Source organism: Mucilaginibacter sp. P5_A4 (genome assembly GCF_056400605.1).
This window is the reverse complement of the sequence record NZ_JBFUKX010000001.1, coordinates 173,010-193,335: the sequence shown is the minus strand read 5'-3', so window position 1 is coordinate 193,335 and position 20,326 is coordinate 173,010. Positions and strand designations below refer to the sequence as shown.

Annotated in this window: 16 protein-coding genes and 1 riboswitch; of the genes, 13 read left to right on the top strand and 3 right to left on the bottom strand. The window is 42.1% G+C overall.

What is annotated here, in order from left to right:
- The first annotated feature begins 19 nt into the window (after positions 1-19).
- From AC1DQW_RS00805 to AC1DQW_RS00750, 12 genes are all read left to right on the top strand, one after another.
- Complete coding sequence (locus tag AC1DQW_RS00805; RefSeq protein WP_477452395.1) at positions 20-2,530, top strand: TonB-dependent receptor; 2,511 nt, start codon at positions 20-22, stop codon at positions 2,528-2,530.
- A gap of 211 nt (positions 2,531-2,741) precedes the next feature.
- Entirely contained in the window at positions 2,742-3,158 is a 417-nt protein-coding gene (gene tsaE, locus AC1DQW_RS00800; RefSeq protein WP_477413079.1) for a tRNA (adenosine(37)-N6)-threonylcarbamoyltransferase complex ATPase subunit type 1 TsaE, read from the top strand.
- A 53-nt stretch (positions 3,159-3,211) separates the two neighbouring features.
- Positions 3,212-4,438, top strand: coding sequence for an alanine dehydrogenase (locus AC1DQW_RS00795; protein ID WP_477413077.1), 1,227 nt, complete (start codon positions 3,212-3,214; stop codon positions 4,436-4,438).
- Positions 4,439-4,447: 9 nt separating this feature from the next.
- Positions 4,448-5,131, top strand: a complete 684-nt coding sequence (locus AC1DQW_RS00790; protein ID WP_477452394.1) for a M15 family metallopeptidase — start codon at positions 4,448-4,450, stop codon at positions 5,129-5,131.
- 84 nt (positions 5,132-5,215) lie between these two features.
- Positions 5,216-6,208 carry a YihY/virulence factor BrkB family protein gene (locus AC1DQW_RS00785; protein ID WP_477452393.1) on the top strand — a complete coding sequence of 331 codons (993 nt, stop codon included), beginning with the start codon at positions 5,216-5,218 and terminating at the stop codon, positions 6,206-6,208.
- A gap of 178 nt (positions 6,209-6,386) precedes the next feature.
- Complete coding sequence (locus AC1DQW_RS00780; protein ID WP_477452392.1) at positions 6,387-7,118, top strand: Bax inhibitor-1/YccA family protein; 732 nt, start codon at positions 6,387-6,389, stop codon at positions 7,116-7,118.
- A gap of 133 nt (positions 7,119-7,251) precedes the next feature.
- Positions 7,252-7,362: riboswitch (SAM riboswitch) on the top strand.
- A gap of 159 nt (positions 7,363-7,521) precedes the next feature.
- Positions 7,522-11,211: a methionine synthase gene (metH, locus tag AC1DQW_RS00775; protein ID WP_477452391.1), complete on the top strand. Its 3,690-nt coding sequence runs from the start codon at positions 7,522-7,524 to the stop codon at positions 11,209-11,211.
- Positions 11,212-11,343: 132 nt separating this feature from the next.
- Positions 11,344-12,300: a methylenetetrahydrofolate reductase [NAD(P)H] gene (metF, locus tag AC1DQW_RS00770; protein WP_477400366.1), complete on the top strand. Its 957-nt coding sequence runs from the start codon at positions 11,344-11,346 to the stop codon at positions 12,298-12,300.
- Between the two features lie 410 nt (positions 12,301-12,710).
- The gene (locus tag AC1DQW_RS00765; protein WP_477452390.1) at positions 12,711-13,208 is read left to right on the top strand and encodes a hypothetical protein; all 498 of its coding nucleotides are present in this window, start codon (positions 12,711-12,713) and stop codon (positions 13,206-13,208) included.
- Positions 13,209-13,226: 18 nt separating this feature from the next.
- The gene (locus AC1DQW_RS00760) at positions 13,227-13,874 is read left to right on the top strand and encodes a hypothetical protein (protein WP_477452389.1); all 648 of its coding nucleotides are present in this window, start codon (positions 13,227-13,229) and stop codon (positions 13,872-13,874) included.
- Positions 13,875-14,011: 137 nt separating this feature from the next.
- Positions 14,012-14,686, top strand: a complete 675-nt coding sequence (locus tag AC1DQW_RS00755; protein WP_477452388.1) for a sensor histidine kinase — start codon at positions 14,012-14,014, stop codon at positions 14,684-14,686.
- A 43-nt stretch (positions 14,687-14,729) separates the two neighbouring features.
- Positions 14,730-15,386 carry a response regulator transcription factor gene (locus AC1DQW_RS00750; RefSeq protein ID WP_477413061.1) on the top strand — a complete coding sequence of 219 codons (657 nt, stop codon included), beginning with the start codon at positions 14,730-14,732 and terminating at the stop codon, positions 15,384-15,386.
- A gap of 3 nt (positions 15,387-15,389) precedes the next feature.
- Here the strand turns inward: AC1DQW_RS00750 and AC1DQW_RS00745 are convergent, their stop codons facing one another.
- Positions 15,390-16,286 (bottom strand): AraC family transcriptional regulator, encoded by an 897-nt coding sequence (locus tag AC1DQW_RS00745; RefSeq protein WP_477400371.1) that lies wholly within the window; start codon positions 16,284-16,286, stop codon positions 15,390-15,392.
- Positions 16,287-16,410: 124 nt separating this feature from the next.
- Between AC1DQW_RS00745 and AC1DQW_RS00740 the strand changes: the two genes are divergently transcribed.
- On the top strand, positions 16,411-17,232 hold the full coding sequence (locus AC1DQW_RS00740; RefSeq protein WP_477400372.1) for a phytanoyl-CoA dioxygenase family protein: 822 nt from the start codon (positions 16,411-16,413) through the stop codon (positions 17,230-17,232).
- A gap of 77 nt (positions 17,233-17,309) precedes the next feature.
- On the opposite strand, the gene AC1DQW_RS00735 is transcribed toward AC1DQW_RS00740, so the two are convergent.
- On the bottom strand, positions 17,310-18,764 hold the full coding sequence (locus AC1DQW_RS00735; RefSeq protein ID WP_477452387.1) for a family 43 glycosylhydrolase: 1,455 nt from the start codon (positions 18,762-18,764) through the stop codon (positions 17,310-17,312).
- 555 nt (positions 18,765-19,319) lie between these two features.
- Entirely contained in the window at positions 19,320-20,312 is a 993-nt protein-coding gene (locus AC1DQW_RS00730) for an L-histidine N(alpha)-methyltransferase (protein ID WP_477452386.1), read from the bottom strand.
- Positions 20,313-20,326 lie beyond the last annotated feature (14 nt).

The window sequence follows — 20,326 nt, the reverse complement described above, 5'->3', positions numbered from 1 at the left end:
GATCTACAATTTATTCGTTATGAAATTAAAGCTGATTAGCTTCTTAATATTACTGTTTATAGGTTTTACTCATTTGGCAGACGCTGCCACCACAACTCCTGAAAACACGCCAGGTGAAGCTGTAGGAACCCTATCGGGTACAGTTACCGACAAAGCCGATGGCAAGCCAATTATTGGTGCTACTGTTACTATTCCCGATTTAAGAAAAGGTGCTATTACCGATGCAAATGGTAAGTATGCTTTTACTAATATACCTAAAGGCATTTACCTTGTACAGGTAAGTTATCTTGGTTATTCAACATTAAACCAAAGGGTTGATTTTTCTAAAACTACCGTATTTGATGTAAAACTGCAAACCTCATCGGTTGAAGCGGGCGAGGTAATTATCACCGGTGTAAGTAAGGCCACCGAAATAAAACGCAGCCCCGTACCTATGGTAGCTGTGGGGAAAACTTATTTGGATCAGCGCGCTGCTTCGGGTAATATCATCGACCAGATAGCCACCCTGCCGGGCGTAAGTGCAGTTACTACCGGGCCAAACGTATCAAAGCCCTTTATACATGGCCTGGGCTATAACCGGGTAATCACCCTGATGGATGGTATCCGCCAGGAGGGGCAGCAATGGGGGGACGAACACGGCATCGAAGTAGATCAAAACTCTATCGACCGCGTGGAAGTAATTAAAGGCCCGGCCAGCTTAACTTACGGTTCTGATGCTATTGGCGGTGTTGTGAACTTAATATCACCATCGCCTGTTCCCGAGGGTACAATAGCTGGCTCTGTACAAGGAATTTATGGCACCAACCAGGGTTTACTGAATGGATCATTCCGACTACAGGGCAATCAAAATGGTTTTGTATGGGGAACCGTGGTATCTGCCAAAGAAGCCAAAAATTACCAGAATCAGCATGATGGTCGCGTTTATGGCACCAACTATAAAGAAAAGGACGCCCGCATTATGGTGGGTTTAAATAAATCATGGGGTACATCATATCTGCATGCATCTGTATTTGACGATGAACAGTCGATCCCCGATGGCAGCCGGGATTCAATTACCCGCCAGTTTACCCGCCAGATAACCGAGGATGATGCCTACAGGCCAATTGTTCCCGAATCTATGCTGAACACCTATAAGATCCCAACACTGCACCAGCATGTACAGCTTTACCGCATCTATAACAACAGTAATTTCAGGCTGGGCGATGGCAACCTCATCGTGAACCTGGGTTATCAATACAGCCACAGGCGCGAATACACACATCCCGAAGCTGGGGATATTGCCGGGCTGAATCTGCATTTAACTACCTATACCTATGATGTTAAATACAACTTTAACATCGGTAATGATTATGAAACCAGCATCGGCATAAACGGACAGTACCAAAATAATACTATTGGCGATGCTACCGATTTCCCTATACCGGCTTATCATCAGTTTGATATAGGTCCGTTCTTTGTAGTGAAGAAAAGCTATGGCAAGCTTGATCTGTCGCTGGGAGCAAGGTATGATAACCGGTCGTTCAATAGCAGTGCTGCTTATGTTGATACCCTGGGCGCAAACGGCTTTCCACAATTGTATACGGGCCCTAATCCAACTACAACATCAAATGTTACCTCGCAATTTGATGCTTTCAGTAAAACCTTCAGGGGCGCTTCGGGAAGCTTTGGGGCAACTTACAATATCTCCGATGCATTCCTGGTAAAGGGTAATATTTCACGCGGTTTCAGGGCGCCAAGTATTGCCGAGATCTCGGCCAATGGCCCAGACCCGGGCTCGCAGATCTACCACATCGGCGATAAAAACTTCAAACCAGAATTTAGCTTACAGGAAGACCTTGGCACTTTTTTAACACTGCCAAATATATCGGCCAGTGTGGAGGTGTTTAATAATGATATCTCCAACTACATATACCAGCAGCAGGTTTTAAATCCTGATGGCAGCCCGGTTTATACCCAGGGTTATACTACGTTTACTTATGTACAAAGCAAAGCGCGCATTTATGGTGGCGAGGTTAATGTCGATTTGCACCCAATACCGTGGTTACACTTTGAAAACGCCCTTAGCTTAACCTACGGCGAAAACAAAGGCAACGGCGGCCCCGTTGCAGATAGTCTGAAATACCTGCCATTCATTCCGCCGCTACATACCCACTCAGAACTTCGCGGAACATTTAACGGCGGCTTTGGCAACTTTAAAAACCTGTACATTTTTGCTGGCCTTGACCACTACAGCGCTCAAAACCGTTATTTTGCAGCTTATGGCACCGAAACTGCAACCCCGGGTTATAACTTGTTAAGTGCCGGTTTTGGTGGCAACATTGTAAACAAAGCAGGTCAGCCGGTTATTAAATTGTTTATTGAGGGTACCAACCTTGCCAATGTTAATTATCAATCAAACATGAGCAGGTTAAAGTATTTTGATAACCCAACAGTACCAGCCGGCGTTCGTCCTGGTATATTTAATATGGGGCGCAACATCAGCTTTAAAGTAGTTGTTCCTTTTGGATTTAATACCGGGAAGAAATCATAAGATAATTCTTTTGGTTTAGAAAGTCCTGCCGGTAATAACTGGCAGGACTTTCTTATTGGCTTAAGTATTTTGAGTATTTTTGGATAATCTTCTACTATGTCATTGCGAGGAGGAACGACGAAGCAATCGCGAACTGTGCAGGTTCGCTATGAAAAGCTTCGATTGCCACGCTGCGCTCGCAATGGCATGGTAGCTAAATAAAAATTTCATAGTGCAACTAACCATTCAATCCATATCAAACTTACCCGGCGCAGCCGAAGCTATTCTTGAGCATACAGGCAACAACAAAATATTCCTTTTTTATGGGGATATGGGTGCCGGTAAAACTACACTTATTAAGCAGTTATGCGCAACTTTAGGTACAACAGATACCGTTACCAGCCCTACGTTTTCTATTGTTAACGAGTATCATACGGCAACGGGTAAAATATATCATTTTGATTTCTATCGCCTTAAAGATCAAACCGAAGCATTGGATATGGGTTACGAAGAATACTTTTACGATGGTGCTTACTGTTTTATTGAGTGGCCCGAAAAAATACCGGCTCTGCTGCCGCCGCATTATGCCAATATTAGCCTAAAGGTTTTGGATGATGGGGCAAGGCAGATAAACATTGAAAATATTTAGTTTTAGGATAGGTCCTTTTTTCTTATCTTCATCTGCCAGAAAATAACATATACATGAGTTCAGGGATATACAGCGGGTTTTCGGATGTTGCCAAGCAGGCAATGATGCAACCTCAGGAGTCGATGCTGGAGGTTAAAAGCAAAAAAAACAAGCTATATATCGGCATTCCAAAGGAAATATCCTTCCAGGAAAACAGGATTCCTTTAACCCCGCTTTCGGTAGCGCTGCTGGTTAATAACGGCCACCACGTAATACTGGAAAGCAATGCCGGGCAGGCAGCCAATTTTAGCGACAAGGATTACAGCGAACAGGGCGCCCAAATTGTTTATGATACCAAAGCGGTTTACGAGGCGGATATCATTATCAAAATTGCACCTCCAATGCTGAAGGAGATAGAGCTCATGAAGCCCGGACAGATCCTGATCTCGGCTCTGCAAATGGCTACCCTTAAGGCCGAGTGTCTGCATGCCCTCATGAATAAAAAAATTACCGCGCTATGCTTTGAGCATTTGCGTGATGAGGGCGGATCCCTGAGCGTTGTGAGGGCCATGAGTGAAATTGTAGGCGCGACATCCATACTGATAGCGGCCGAATATTTAAGTAACGTTTTTGAAGGCAAAGGACTGATGCTGGGCGGCATTACCGGTGTTCCGCCTACAGAGATTGTGATATTAGGTGCTGGTACAGTAGGCGAATACGCCGCGCGTACCGCCATATCATTAGGTGCCGAAGTAAAGGTTTTTGATCCATCGATATATAAGCTACGCAGGTTGCAAAACAATATTGGCAGCCGGGTTTTTACATCCGTAGTGCAACCCATTGTATTGGAAAAAGCAATTACTACCTGCGATGTTGCTATCGGTGCCATGCGCGCAGAAGATGGCCGTAGCCCCTGCATTATATCAGAAACAACCGTTAGCCGTATGAAGCGCGATTCGGTAATTATAGATGTAAGCATTGACCAGGGAGGCTGCTTTGAAACATCTGAGGTTACCAACCATACTCACCCTGTGTTTCGCAAGCATGATGTAATCCATTATTGTGTGCCTAATATAGCTTCAAGGGTTGCCCGTACAGCCACCTACGCGCTTACCAATATTTTTGCGCCTATCCTGCTGGATATTGGCGAACACGGAGGAATCAAAAATGTAATATGGCAAAAATCGGGCGTGCGTAACTCTGTTTATATTTACCAGGGGCACCTCACCAATAAGCATATCGGCGATCGTTTCTCTATCCCGTGTAAAGATCTTGATTTGCTTATCGTATCAAACCGCTAAGCTTTTTTCATGAACCGTTGCCTTATCATTGTGCTATTACTGTTTATAGCAGGTAGCGCCGCTAAAGCACAGCATTACAAGTATATTGACAGCAACCGGATATGCGGCATAGCAAATTATAAAAGGCAGGTAAAAAACAATCCGGATAAACAACTGGTAGAAATCGTTAAATATATTCCGGCTATAAAATTGGATCTCCGTTATGCTACGGCCAATAACTTTATGCACAGGCGCATGTATAGGCAAGCTAAAGCATGTGCACGCCTGCCGGTAGTTAAAGCCCTGCAAAAGGTAGCGCAAGAACTGCAAGCGCATGGATTAGGGTTAAAAATTTTTGATGCCTATCGACCTTACTGGGTTACAGTACAATTTTACGAACTGACTCCTGATACTAATTTTGTGGCCAATCCCAGGTTTGGCTCCAGGCATAACCGGGGCTGCGCTATTGACCTTACACTGATTGACCTGGAAACAGGGAAAGACCTGGATATGCCTACCGGCTTTGATAGTTTTAGCCATAAGGCTGCTGCCAATTACACCGGGGCTACCCCGCTACAAACGACTAACCGGGAGTTGCTTAAAACAATGATGCAGGCACATGGGTTTACTGTACTAAAAAGTGAATGGTGGCATTATGATTTTAACGAATGGCCTAATTACCAATTGCTTGATATCTCTTTTACAGCCTTATAGCAAGCAGGTTTTAACTACAGTTGATTTAAAGGCATTAAAATTGCATGGCAAAATGGGTTTAAGGAGTACAATTAAAAAATGAGGATGAAATTTTTAAGCACGGACTATTTAAAACAACTTTGGAAGGTATTAGTGGCAACATTTAAAGGGTTTGGCAGCGATAACGGTTTAAAACTAAGCGCCTCTTTAGCTTACTATACTGTATTTTCCATAGCGCCTTTGCTAATTATAATAATATCGGTAGCCAGCCTGGTTTTTGGGCGAGATGCTGCTACCGATAAATTGTATCCCCAGATAGCCCATTATGTGGGTACCGGACCTGCCCTACAAATTCAGGATATATTAAAGCACCTGGCACTTTCGGGTAAATCGGGCGTGGCTGTAATAATTGGTGTAGTTACCTTGCTGTTGGGCGCCAGCAGTATTTTTATTGAGATACAGGACTCACTAAATACCATATGGCGGGTGAAAGCCAAACCCAAACGCGATTGGGTTCACTTGCTAAAAAACCGCTTTGTATCTTTTTCACTAATTATAAGCCTTGGTTTTTTGTTATTAGCAACACTCACAATAAACCTTGTACTTGATGCCTTAAAGGGTAAGATTGAACGTTTTATACCAATTGTAACTGGTTTCCTGTTGAAAGGAGTTAACCTGGCGCTCACCCTTATAGTGATTACTACTTTATTTGGTATCATTTTTAAGTTTTTACCCGATGTGAAGATCAAATGGAAAGATGTGCGATCCGGCGCATTTTTCACAGCCTTACTTTTTATGCTTGGCCAGTACATCATCAGCCTTTATATTCAATACACAGCCCAGGGTTCCGCTTACGGAGCGGCGGGTTCCATTATTGTTATTTTGGTTTGGATCTACTATACATCGGCCATATTATACATCGGCGCCGAATTTACCCAGGTATACGCAGAAGCTATTGGCAGCAGCATTGAGCCGGCAGACTATGCGGTTTCTGTTCAGCAAACCGAGGTTGAAAGAGAGGTTAAAAAACTTCCCCCGCAAAATCCGCAATTGCAGGGACATCTGAAGAAGGAAACGCCGAAAGAAACCAGTAAGTAGTATCAAGTAGTTACTATCAAGACAAAAAAAGGTTTGATTATGCGTCGCTTTCAGCTTAATGTAGTAAGCGGTCCGCAAACTAAAAAAAAACAGCCACCTGCTGCAAACCACCTGCAACCTTCCTTCACAATATATTCACTTATTATTCCTAAATTCGTATAAGATTTATTTATAAAAAATGGAAACTAAAGATCCTGAATACGTTTACAAAAACGTAATACAATTAACAGAGCAAGATGCATCCCGTAAATTTATAGCCAACGTATTTTTATGGATGTTTGTGGCTTTAGGCCTTTCGGCCTTTTGCGCGTTCATGTTTTCTCATAACCAGGCATTATATGAAATGCTCAGGGATCCGGCCACAGGCCGCAATACCGGTTTAGGCACTATTGTAATGTTTGCTCCGCTGGCTTTTGTGCTAATTATTTCATTTGGCTTCAATCGCTTATCTTACGGTGTAGCTGCATTACTGTTTATTGCTTTTTCGGCAATTATGGGCGTTAGCTTAAGCTATATCCTTATAATTTATACAGCAAGTTCTGTGCTCGGCGTATTTATTACCACATCTGTTGTATTTGGCATTATGGCAGTTGCTGGTTATACTACTAAAACGGACCTTACGAATTTCGGTTCAATAATGATTATGGGGCTAGTGGGCATTATCGTTGCATCGTTATTTAATATGTTTATGCATAGCACCCAACTGGAATACATTATTAGCTACATTGGTATAGCCGTTTTTGTAGGCTTAACTGCTTATGACGTTCAAAAGCTAAAGCGCATTGGTGCAGGCCTTGAGTATGGCAATGCTTCGGCCGGCAAAATGGCGCTTTTAGGGGGCTTAACGCTATATCTTGATTTTATCAACCTTTTCCTGATGATACTGCGTTTATTTGGCAGAAGAAGATAATAACCCCGCAAAACATGTATTATTAAAAGCTGCCTTCAATGGCGGCTTTTTTTGTACACATAAATTTACGCACCATACAGATTGAAGGGTTATGCACTATTGCATTTTACCGCTTTATTATGCACCTTTGCATTGCTTATGGAGAAAGACGGAGGGATTAGACCCTGCGATGTCTTAGCAACCTGTGCTTCACAAGGTGCTACATTCTACTCAGCAAGCCATACGGCCCTGGGAAAGATAAGCGAAAGTCAATATAACACCCGACTTTTCGAAATAAGTTTTTTAAGTATCAAGTAGTTAGTATCAGGTATCAAGACATTTTTGTTTTGTGCTATGGCTAATTTAAAATCAAGCACCGGAATTTCCCGTACTTGATACTTGATACTCGCTACTTGATACCAAAATGGACATTAGAAAAGAATTAGAAAAACGAATCCTTATAATTGACGGGGCTATGGGTACCATGATACAGCGGTACCAGCTTACCGAGCGGGATTTTCGTGGGGAAAGATTTAAAGATCATATCAGCGATCTTCAGGGAAATAATGACCTGCTGAACATTACACGCCCAGATATCATTAAAGCTATTCATGCCGAATATTTGGATGCCGGCGCAGATATCATCGAGACCAATACCTTTAGCACACAAATAATTTCGCTTGCCGATTATAAGCTGGAAGAACTGGCTTATGAGCTGAGCTACGAAGGCGCACGCCTTGCCCGCGAAGTAGCCAACGAATACACTAAAAAAAATCCATCAAAACCGCGTTTTGTTGCTGGTGCTGTTGGGCCAACCAACCGTACCGCGTCTTTATCGCCCGATGTTAACGACCCGGGTTACCGTGCCGTTACTTTTGATGACCTGGCTAACGCCTATTACGATCAGGTTCGCGGCCTGGTTGATGGAGGATCGGACCTGTTACTGGTTGAAACCATATTTGATACCCTTAACGCCAAAGCTGCCCTGTTTGCAATAGATCGTTATGCGAATGAATCGGGTAAGCATTTGCCGGTCATGATCTCGGGTACTATTACTGATGCATCAGGTCGTACTTTATCAGGGCAAACTGTTGAAGCTTTCTGGAACTCGATACGCCATGCCAACCTGCTTTCGGTAGGATTAAACTGCGCTTTGGGTGCTAAAGAAATGCGTCCGCACCTGGCTGAGCTTTCTGAAAAAGCCGACGTATTTATTTCGGCCTATCCCAACGCGGGCTTGCCAAATGAGTTTGGTCAGTATGACGAAACCGCGCATGAAACCGCGCATCAGCTTGATGATTTTATTAAAGCCGGGCTGGTTAATATTGTGGGGGGCTGTTGCGGCACTACACCGGAGCATATTAAGTGTATTGCCGAACGGGCTGCAAAATACCCGCCAAGAAGAATTCCTGAAGTTGAACCCGATTTGCGCCTGAGCGGTTTAGAAGCCGTTACCATAAAGCCCGAAAGTATTTTTGTGAATGTGGGCGAACGTACCAATATCACAGGGTCGCCAAAGTTCTCGAAACTTATTTTAGCCGAGGATTATGAAGCCGCATTAGCTGTTGCCCTGCAACAGGTGGAGGGCGGTGCCCAGGTGATAGATATCAATATGGATGAGGGTATGATTGATTCGGAAGCGGTAATGGTAAAATTCCTGAACCTGGTGGCCTCCGAACCTGATATTGCCAAACTGCCTATCATGATAGATTCGTCTAAATGGACGGTTATCGAAGCTGGCTTAAAATGCATCCAGGGTAAGGGTATTGTAAACTCTATCTCCCTAAAAGAAGGCGAAGAAAAGTTTATTGAATATGCCCGCAAAATATTAAGCTATGGCGCTGCCACAGTAGTGATGGCCTTTGACGAAACCGGCCAGGCCGATTCATTACAGCGCCGTACCGAGATTTGTAAACGCTCCTATGATATATTGGTTAACGTGGTCGGTTTCCCTCCGCAGGATATCATTTTCGACCCTAATATATTAACTGTTGCTACCGGCCTTGAAGAACACAACAACTACGCGGTTGATTTTATTGAAGCCACGCGTTGGATAAAACAGAACCTCCCACACGCCAAAGTAAGCGGTGGGGTTAGTAATATTTCCTTCTCGTTTAGGGGAAACAATGTAGTGCGGGAGGCAATGCACTCGGCATTTCTGTACCATGCCATTAAAGCAGGTATGGATATGGGAATTGTGAATGCGGGGATGCTGGAAGTTTATGAAGAAATAGATAAAACCCTGCTCGAACTGGTAGAGGATGTATTGCTTAATCGCAGAGATGATTCCACCGAGCGCCTGGTAGAGTATGCCGATACCATTAAAAGCAAAGGTAAAGAGGTAGTGCGCGATGAAGAATGGCGCAAGGGAACCGTACAGGAGCGTTTATCGCACGCACTTGTAAAAGGCATTATTGAATACCTGGATCATGATGTGGAAGAAGCGCGCCTGGCTTATGATAAACCTTTGGAGGTTATTGAGGGCCCATTGATGGATGGCATGAACATAGTAGGCGATTTGTTTGGCGCCGGCAAAATGTTTTTGCCACAGGTGGTAAAATCAGCCCGGGTAATGAAAAAGGCCGTGGCTTACCTGCTGCCATTTATCGAGCTTGAAAAACAAAGGGTTATTGATGCCGGAGAAGACTCCAGCGGAAGCCGTGCCAATGCCGGTAAAATATTGATGGCCACCGTAAAAGGCGATGTGCACGATATTGGTAAAAATATAGTAGGCGTAGTTTTGGCCTGTAACAACTTCGAAGTAATTGACCTGGGCGTAATGGTACCGGCCCAAAGAATCATCGAGGAAGCAAAAAAACAAAACGTAGACATTATCGGCCTGAGTGGCCTGATTACCCCTTCATTGGATGAAATGGTGCATTTTGCCAAGGAAATGGAACGTGAAGGTTTTACTATTCCGCTCATCATAGGCGGGGCTACCACCTCGCGCATCCATGCGGCAGTTAAGGTTGATCCTCATTACTCCGGTGCTGCCATCCACGTATTGGATGCATCACGCAGCGTTACTGTTTGTAGCAGCCTGATGAATCGAGAGGGCAGAGATGCTTATATCCGGAACATTAAGGAAGAATATGCCAAATCGCGCGAAGCGCATTTGAATAAAAAGTCGGATAAGCGTTTTGTAACTATCGGGCAGGCAAGGCAGGCCCGTTTCCAGATCAGCCTTGACGGTGATGTTGCGCCAAAGCCAACCTTTACCGGCACTAAGGTATTTGAATCGTACCCACTGGAAGAGCTTGTTCCCTATATTGATTGGACACCGTTTTTCCATACCTGGGAGCTACGCGGCAGCTACCCCAAAATATTTGCTGATAAGTTTGTGGGCGATGAAGCCAAAAAGCTTTTTGATGATGCACAGGAGCTGTTAAAGAAAATTGTAGATCAGAAACTATTACACGCCAATGGTGTGATTGGTTTTTGGCCGGCCAATAGTGTTGGGGATGATATTGAACTGTATACAGATGAAAGCCGTACTACTTTATTAACCCGCATCCATACGCTTCGTCAGCAGGCCGAAAAGGTTAAAGGCGACCCTTACTATGCACTGTCGGATTTTATCGCACCAAAAGAAAGCGGTGTGCCCGATTATTTTGGAGGATTTGCCGTGACTACAGGTATAGGTTGCGACGAACTGGTTGCAGAATTTGAGGCCGACCATGATGATTACAACAGCATTATGGCCAAAGCACTTGCAGACCGCCTTGCCGAAGCCTTTGCTGAAAAAATGCATGAATTGGTGCGCAAGGAATATTGGGGTTACAGCAAAGGCGAGCAACTAAATGCCGACGAACTGATCAAGGAAGAATACCAGGGTATCCGCCCGGCACCAGGCTATCCCGCCTGCCCGGATCATACGGAGAAAACTGCCTTATTTGAATTGTTAAAGGCCGAAGATAATGCTAAAATGTACCTGACTGAAAGCTTAGCCATGACCCCGGCTGCGGCGGTAAGCGGGTTCTACTTCGCGCACCCGCAGGCAAGGTATTTTGGTTTGGGGAAGATAAGCAAGGATCAGATTGAAGATTATGCTGTACGCAAGAATATGGATATTGAAACCGTAGAACGCTGGCTTGGTCCAAATATAAATTATTGATAATAACACACAACAAACCGTCATTGCGAGGCACGAAGCAATCCCCAACTATACAGAGCGGACTTGCAAATCGGGGATTGCTTCGTGCCTCGCAATGACGGATATAATAAGAAACCCGCACCATAATTAACAATGAAGATAACGGACCATATTGCTAACGCAAAAGGCAAAACACTATTCTCTTTCGAACTTATCCCGCCACTAAAAGGTCAAAGCATTCAAGGAATCTATGATGCCATCGACCCTTTGATGGAATTTAAGCCGCCGTTTATTGATGTTACTTCGCTGCGCGAGGATTATATATATAAGCAGCATGATAATGGCCTGCTGGAGAAACTAAGCTACCGCAAACGCCCCGGCACCATTGCTATTTGCGCAGCTATCATGAATAAATATAAGGTTGATACCGTACCGCATTTGTTGTGTGGAGGTTTTACCAGGGACGAAACTGAGAATGGCTTAGTCGACCTACAGTTTTTAGGGATCGAGAATGTACTCGTACTTCGTGGCGATGCCCGCCGTGGTGATGCCTCTTTTGTGCCAACTCCAAACGGACACAACTACGCTACTGATCTATTGCAACAGGTGGTAAATATGAACAATGGTATTTACCTCCACGAGCATAATGATGCGAGCCTGAAAACCAATTTCTGCATCGGTATTGCCGGTTATCCTGAAAAACATTTTGAAGCACCAAACCTTAAAACCGACTTTAAATACCTGAAACAAAAGGTGGATATGGGCGCCAATTTTATTGTTACCCAGATGTTTTTTGATAACCAGAAGTATTTCGATTTTGTAAATAATTGCCGGGCCAATGGCATTACCGTACCTATTATTCCGGGCTTAAAACCGGTTACCACATCAAAGCAGCTGATTAACCTGGCCAAAACTTTCCATATTGATATGCCCGAAGACTTGTGCGATGCGGTTAATGGCTGCAAGTCTGAAAAGGATGTAAAGGATATCGGCGTGGAGTGGATGATAAACCAATGCCGCGAGCTGATGGCCTTTGGCGTACCCGTACTACACTTTTATACTATGAGCAATGCCGGGCCGACTAAAAGGATAGCTGAAGCGATTTTTTAATCGGTTTTTAAATATCCGTATAAACAAAAAACGATGTTCTTAAATAAGTGCATCGTTTTTTGTTTAAACATACATGCTTTTCCTGTTTCTATAATGATTTCAACTTTTTGTTGGTCATCAAGCACGAACCCATGGTGAAAGCTGCCTTTTTAAACAGGTTGCTACTACTGTTTTTATAAGCTTGTGATCGTTCGGTATATAAAACGTACTAATACAGTTTCGCTTGCGTAGAAATACGCAATATATACCCGGTGAAACAAGCAATCAAAAACACTAATTATTGTAAATGAGCAACTTATAATAGCAAACCCAGGCTTGTATTTCGGCTAAGGCATGTTGTCCTGTTGAATTAATAACTTATTAATCTTAGTTTTATCCAAATTAATTCCTAACCCTCATTAAATTCAATCATGGAAACAAAACCAACAAGGGACACCAGCCCAATCACCGGCGAAGAAGGAGCCGCAATCGATCTTGAACTTGCAGCTCAGTGGACACGAAATCACCGGCACAGGCATCCCAATGACACTGTTTCGCAATTTTTCGGCAACAAAATCCTTAACCATATCCTGCAACAGGATGGCTGCATGGGCATACGTATCTACTATGCTAATGATGAAAACCTTAGTGGATGGCAAAAATTCTGGGTATCGGTAAGCAATTTTATTTTATCCGTTTTTGCTAATGTTAAAGGCCAAAAACACTTCATTATCACAGGGGTAACAGCTGACGGCGAAGATCAACTACCCGATATGAAAAGCGGGAAGATATCAACACCATCTGGACATGTTGGATTAAAATCTTTAAAGTTGGCAGCAGCGTCCTCCTCAACTTATTTAGTTGGAGAGCAGGCTATGCCATGCCCTGGCACGGCAGGGTGTCCTCAAAATGTGTTAACCCAATCGTAATTAATAATTGAGCTAACCATGCTTATAAGTTTGCTATTAAGTAATATTTCTGTTTTATCGGCTGTATTTCCGTTACTCGCTACAATTTATAACTATAAGCATTTAGATAAGCTGATGAAAATATTAGCTCTGTATTTATTGATATCCGGGGCCTTTGACTTTACTATGTGGTTAGCCTATAATCTTGGTCAAAATAGCAAGACCCCATTAAACACAATACCATTACTTCACGTTAGTGTAGTTACAAGTATTGTGTTTTTTGGCGTCATATATTATAACTCGTTTTTAAAATCGGTACTTAAGAAAATTACATTAGTTTTTTCGACAATTGTAATGCTAATAGTGCTTTATAATACCAGGAACATTTTTGAGTATCCAACAATATCAAATACCGCATCTAGTATTTTGCTAATTATTTTGTCGTTAGTTTATTTTTACCAACTGCTAAATCCGCAAAAATTTATCCAAATAGAAAAACAAGGTTTATTTTGGGTCAATGCTGGAGTGTTGGTTTATTCTTCTGTAAATATTTTTCTATTTATGCTTTTTAGCCAGATACCCGATAAAGATAAGGCTGACTATTATGTTATATTCAGTATAACCAATATCATTGCCAACGTTATATATTCAATAGGATTACTTTGCAAGCCACAAAAAACAACTTGAGTCCGACATTAAAAATCAGTAAGGTCATTTTGCCAGCTACAGAAAACGGTTTAATCCCGATATTAATAATCGGTACGCTGGTAGTGGTTGTTTTGATTACCTGCTTATTTTTCTTCGTGATTATTTATCAGCGTAAAATGATAAAGAACCAGCTTGAATTGCGGGCCTTGCATGATGCAAGGCAAAGCGATCTGATGGCTGCTGTTTTTGAAACCCAGGAAAGCGAACGCAAACGCCTGGCTGAGGATTTGCACGATAGTGTAGGGCAGGTATTATCGGCTATAAAACTTAATTTGCACAGGCTTGATAAAAACTGCATCAGTGAAACAACCCAGCCCCTGCTGGCCGATACCCGCAGGCTTACTGATGAATGCATTCAGGAGATTCGCAATATTATTCACAATGTTTTGCCCCCTGTACTTACCGATTATGGATTACTTGTGGCTGTTGAAGCCCTGAGCAGTAAGGTTGAGCAAAACACTCACATTAAGGTGAAGTTTAGCAAAAACATGCCCGATCAGCGCTTTCCACATGAAATTGAACTTGCCCTTTACCGCATAGCGCAGGAGCTTTTTGGCAACGCCATTAAACACTCTGATGCCACTGTTATTTACCTGTCTATAAATAAGGAGGGCAATTATATGGTGATGGAATTTAAGGATAACGGAGTAGGTTTTAACCAGGGTGGAGTAACGCAAGGCTTTGGAATTAAAAACCTTGAAAGCCGGGTACAGCTCATTAACGGCGAAATTAATATTTACAGCAAACCGTTAAACGGCACACTTACTACTATTAAATTAAAAATAACATAGTTTTGTATCTTTAATCTATCTTTATCCAACTATTTGTTAATCAATGAGTACAATTAAATTAGGTATAGTAGATGACCATAAAATTTTCAGGAATGGACTAAAAGCCACACTTGAAGATTGCGAAGATTTTGACCTTATACTTGAAGCATCAAACGGCAAAGAATTGATGGGTTTATTAACAACCCAAACCCCAGATGTACTATTGATGGATATTAAAATGCCCGAGATGGACGGCATCCAAACGGCCTCAGCTGTTCATCAGCATTATAAAAACATCAAGATACTGGCGCTATCCATGTTTAACGAGGATAAGTATATTGTGGATATGATGAAGGCCGGGGCATCGGGCTATCTGCTTAAAAATGCCGAGCCTGAAGAGATTATCGAAGCAGTATCTACCGTACATAATAAGGGTTTTTATTTTAATGAACACTTATCCATCACCCTTATTAAACAGTTGATGGGCAATGATCACTCCGAAAGTGTAACTCAAAATAAAGCCGACCTTAATGAACGCGAGATAGAAGTGCTGAAACTGGTTTGCCAGGAATGCTCAAACCAGGAAATAGCCGATAGGATTTTCCTGAGTGTACGTACCGTTGAAGGCTACCGCGCCCGCTTATTTGAAAAAACCGGTTCAAAAAACCTGGTTGGCCTGGTTATTTACGCTATTAAACGCGGCATCATTAATGTAACCTGATTTTTAAGCCGATAACTTTTTGGCGCTGCTGATTAGGTTATGCATAAACTTTTTACGGTAATTAAGGGGGCTAAGATGCATTTTGGCTTTAAACATTTTATAAAAATGTGAAACATCGCCAAAGCCGCTTTCATATGAAATTTCTGATATGGGTTTGTCTGTTTGTACCAATTGCTGAATGGCATAATTGAGCCTGTATTCAATTATAGTTTCCATAAATGTTTTACGGGTTACTTTTTTAAAGTATTTGCAAAAAGCATTTGTGGTCATGTTGGCTATACCTGCGGCCGTATCCAATGATACCTGTTTTCTGAAATTCTCAACCAAGTAAGCAAATACCGGGTGTATGCGTTCCCGCTCAGCAGATAAGCGCTCGGCTACAATACGGTGCTGATCGAGCAAAATATACTCATCTGATGAGGCCAGGCGCTGCAGTATTTCCAATAAGCCTATAAGTATCCTGAAATTACTTTTTTCTTCTACCAGGTTCAACAAAAGCTGCTTAACCTCAACCTGGGTATCTGAGTGGAATGAAATGCCGCAGCCACTTTGTTGAAAAAGCCTTTTGATATGCTGCAACTCAAACTTATTAAAAAAATCATCTCCTAAAAAAGCATCATTAAACTGGATCACTATTGCTCCCGCTTCGGCTGCTATTGAATCACCTGCTTCCAGTTTCCAGCAATGCGGCAGGTTTGGGCCAAGCAACACAACATCGCCAGATACAAAATCTTCCATGTGGCTGCCAACATATCGCTTGCCGCTTCCTTTTATAATGCAGGTTAGCTCATATTCCTCGTGAAAGTGATAAGGGGCATCAAATGCCAGTTTATCAAATTTTCTGACCAAGAATGATTGACTACTTGAGGGCTGAAGAACTTCGTACGATGCCTTTATCATTGCATATTTTAACGTAGAATTTATTTATATGTTAAGTTACGGATAAAATAATCCATAATTACACCATTCTTTTCATTTTTTATCGGCTAAAGTTAAACTTACTTTGAATATAAACTAAAAAAATATGAATACCAAGGTTTCTGATCTGTTACTGCTGGACGATTTTATAAAATTACCGGAAGAAAGCATTCACGAATTCCGGGAAAAGGGGCACACCCTGATTCAAAACATACTTTCAAAAGAAGAAATAGAAGCTTACAGGCCTGTAATTGTTGGCGCTGTCGATAGGTATAATACCGAGAAACGCAAACTGGAAGACAGAGATACTTACGGCAAGGCTTTTTTACAGATCATGAACCTGTGGACGCTTGATGCCGATGTAAAAAGGTTTGTGTTTGCTAAACGACTGGCCAAAATTGCCGCCGACCTCATGGGGGTTGAAAATGTAAGAATTTATCATGACCAGGCCCTGTTTAAAGAAGCGTGGGGTGGCCCCACCCCATGGCACCAGGATCAATATTACTGGCCAATTGATACCAATAATACGGTAACCATGTGGATGCCGCTGGTTGATATTGATGCAGATATGGGTATGCTCACCTTTGCATCAAACTCTTATACTAAGGGAGCCGTTTTTAACCATGAAATCTCAGACGAGTCGGAATCTGCATTTGACGACTATGTGAAAGATAATAACTTCCCGATAAGTCGCGCAAGAAACATGAAGGCTGGCGATGCCACCTGGCACCGTGGTTTTACTATACACAACGCGCCCGGTAACAACTCCAATAAAATGCGCGAGGTGATGACCGTTATTTACGTGGCTGATGGAGCGCGCATTACCCCATATAAAAACGAATGGCAAAAAAAAGATCACCATAAATGGCTAAAGGGTAAACCAATTGGTGGGCTGATAGATTCAAAACTTAATCCGAAATTGCTATAGTATTACTAAAAAGACTGTCTCTTATCAAGAGTACAGTCTTTTTAGTATTCAGTATTGCGCTTTTAAATAAGCGGTTTTTATTGGCCGGCGGTGCCTAATGTCCACTGTTGGCAGGTGGCGCCATTATAATCATATAATGCCAGCTGAACGCCATCGGCAGTTGAAGCATTGGGTACCTCTACTACCCGGTTGCCATTTAACGATGTAAATACCAAACCGCCATTTGCGGCCCTTTCTAAATTGAACTTTTGACAATTATTATTCAGGTAGGCATACAAATCTAACGGAGCGCCGTTTGCCGCATTACAATTGGTAACATCTGCAGCCAAACCGCCTTGTACACATGTTATTTTATAAATGCCGTTGCCAAGTGCTGTAAAGTCCCATTGCTGGCATAAAAGCCCGTTACTGGTGCCTTGTGCAATAGCCTGTTGTGAAGCCCCTGTACAACCCCACGCATCCCAAACCTTACCACTGTTATTATTTATAATTTTAAAACGACCAGCGGCAATCCAGTCTTGCGTAATAAAAGGCCAGCCGCCAGACCAACCCATATTACCTACCGCCAACGTCGGCGTACCATTATTATCGCCGCTATAATAATGATAGGTGACAAAATTATACCCGTTTTCGGAATAAAGGCCCACTTGCCCGGGTCCTATATATTTACCCGAAGTACTTAATACCGTAGTACCACCGCCGCTAAGCAGGTTTACACCGTTTTTATCTACATAGGTACCATTAGGGCTGGTTGATCTGCCCATTTGAACGTAATAGGTGCTGCTGGTGCCGTTGCAGCAAATGCCCTTATTATAAAACAGGTAATAATAACTGCCATTCCTGATCACGTACGATGCTTCATTTTCGCTACTGCTGCTGCCGGCTATATTTTTAACAGTGCTGTTAAGCCTTTTACCTGTAGCAGGATTTATCTGAGCTATCCAGATACCGGTTAAGTGCGATCCAAATGTCATCCAGTAATTTCCACTGGCATCTGCAAATACCGCAGGGTCAATGGAGCCATAAACTGTGTTATTATCAGAGTAAACAACCATCCCCTGGTCTGTCCATGTAATTAAGTCGGTACTGGTTGCTACCCCTATTGCGCAAGGCTTTGCACCCATCGAAACAGAGTAATACATATAATATTTGCCTCCCATGTATACACATTCGGGGGCCCAAAAATTTCCTCCAAAGCCAGATACATATGAATTTATCCAGCTGGGCCATGTTCCCGAAGCGAATACGGTTGAAGCTGCCGTCCATTTTATTAAATCAGTTGAGGTAAGATGATATATTTGGTTGCCTGTACCCCAAACATGATAAACCCCGTTACGTTTAATTATAGTTGAAGGATCATGAATACCAGTGGCGCCTGCTAAAGAATTTATAGTTTTAGTTTTACTTGTTGCCGTAGTTTCCACTTCGGCGATGGTTTTGACCCGCTCATTTTTTTTACAGCTTAGTACCATCATAATTGTTACTACCGCTAAAACTTTGCAATGCGCGGCCAGTGAAAAATTTCTTTTCATAAAAAAATAGATAAAATTGGTTGGTGCCTACTCTTAAGATTTTCGGCTTCGTCTATAATTGGAGAAACTGCAAACTTACATGCAAGTAATTATTAGTGTTTATTTAACAATTATAATTAAATAATTAATAGAAAGAAAACTTTTAATAATTATTTTGATGTTTGAAATAGTGTAAATAATACACTTGAGCGGCACCATTTATCTCACACAATAGCCTGTTAAACAGCGCAAAAGGCATTTAGTGACATTTTTTATGTTTGATGGGCTTATAGATAGTATATAATATAGGTAATGGCATAAAACTTAATTATATAATTAATAATTGTGTTAACAACAAATATTAATTTAAATGACCACAATCCTTTTATTAAGAACAAAAGTTTACCGGCAATTTATATCCGTATGCTTCTCTAAAAAAAAATCAACTGTTTTTTGCGAGTGATTTGAATTGTCGAAAAAACCAAACTGGCAGGCTTTAACATGAAAAAAGGTTGCCAGTTAAAACCGACAACCTAAAGCGTTTGTAAAATTATGTCTTTCGCAATTCACCAAAATTTACCCCGCTACCCAAACCGCATCAACAAACCACTTTTTACCATCAAAAAACTGGGTTACCGGTGCAAAACCGGCGTTTATGGCTATCTGGTCGGTTTGCATGAGCGTGAATTTTTGAGAGATCTCCATGAAGATGTATTCATCTTTCATAAACGTGATCGTTTCCTTTCCGTTTATCTTCACCTGTTGATCCTCCAGGCTGATGAGGTAACTTTTGCATGCACCTGTTTCGGGGTCATAGGTTGGGTAATGATCAAATTTGGTCAGATCAAAATCTGCCCGAAGTTCGCGATTGATGCGCTTCAGCAGGTTAAGGTTGAATCTTTTGGTAATCCCGCCTTTGTCGTTATACGCAGCCAGCACTATTTTAGGATCCTTTTTAAGGTCCATTCCAATCAGCACCATGTCGCCTTCTGATAAGTTATTTCTTAACTCCCTGCAAAATTCGATTGCCTCTGGCACCGGCATATTGCCAATATTTGATCCTAAAAACAAAACTACTTTTCGTCTTGACGATATCGAAGCTGCTTTTTTCAGCATATCAAAATACTCGCCGTTAAGCCCGGTAATCTTTAAACCCGGCAAAGTTACCGGCAGGGTGATATTAAGATATGATATTACATTTTCAGATATATCGATAGGCAAATAGGTAAAATCGGCTTTTTTAGCCAGCAAATCTTTCAGCAGGTAAGTCGACTTCATTGCATCGCCTGCACCAAGCTCTATCAGGTCAAAAGCATCTCCCGAAGCAATGAGTGCATTGGTGATCTCATCGGTACTTTCAGAAAATATTTCCAGTTCGCAATTGGTTGGATAGTATTCTTCACAGTTCATCAACTCCTGGAAAAGCTTATCGCCATTGGCATCGTAAAAATACTTTGAATTTAAACGTTTGGGCGACGATTGTAACCCGGCTATAACATCTTTATAAAACAAATCAGTTTTAGTGCCTGTTGTTGGGTTCAATTCGGTTTGAATTAAGGTTGAGTCCATATCTTCCTGTTTTT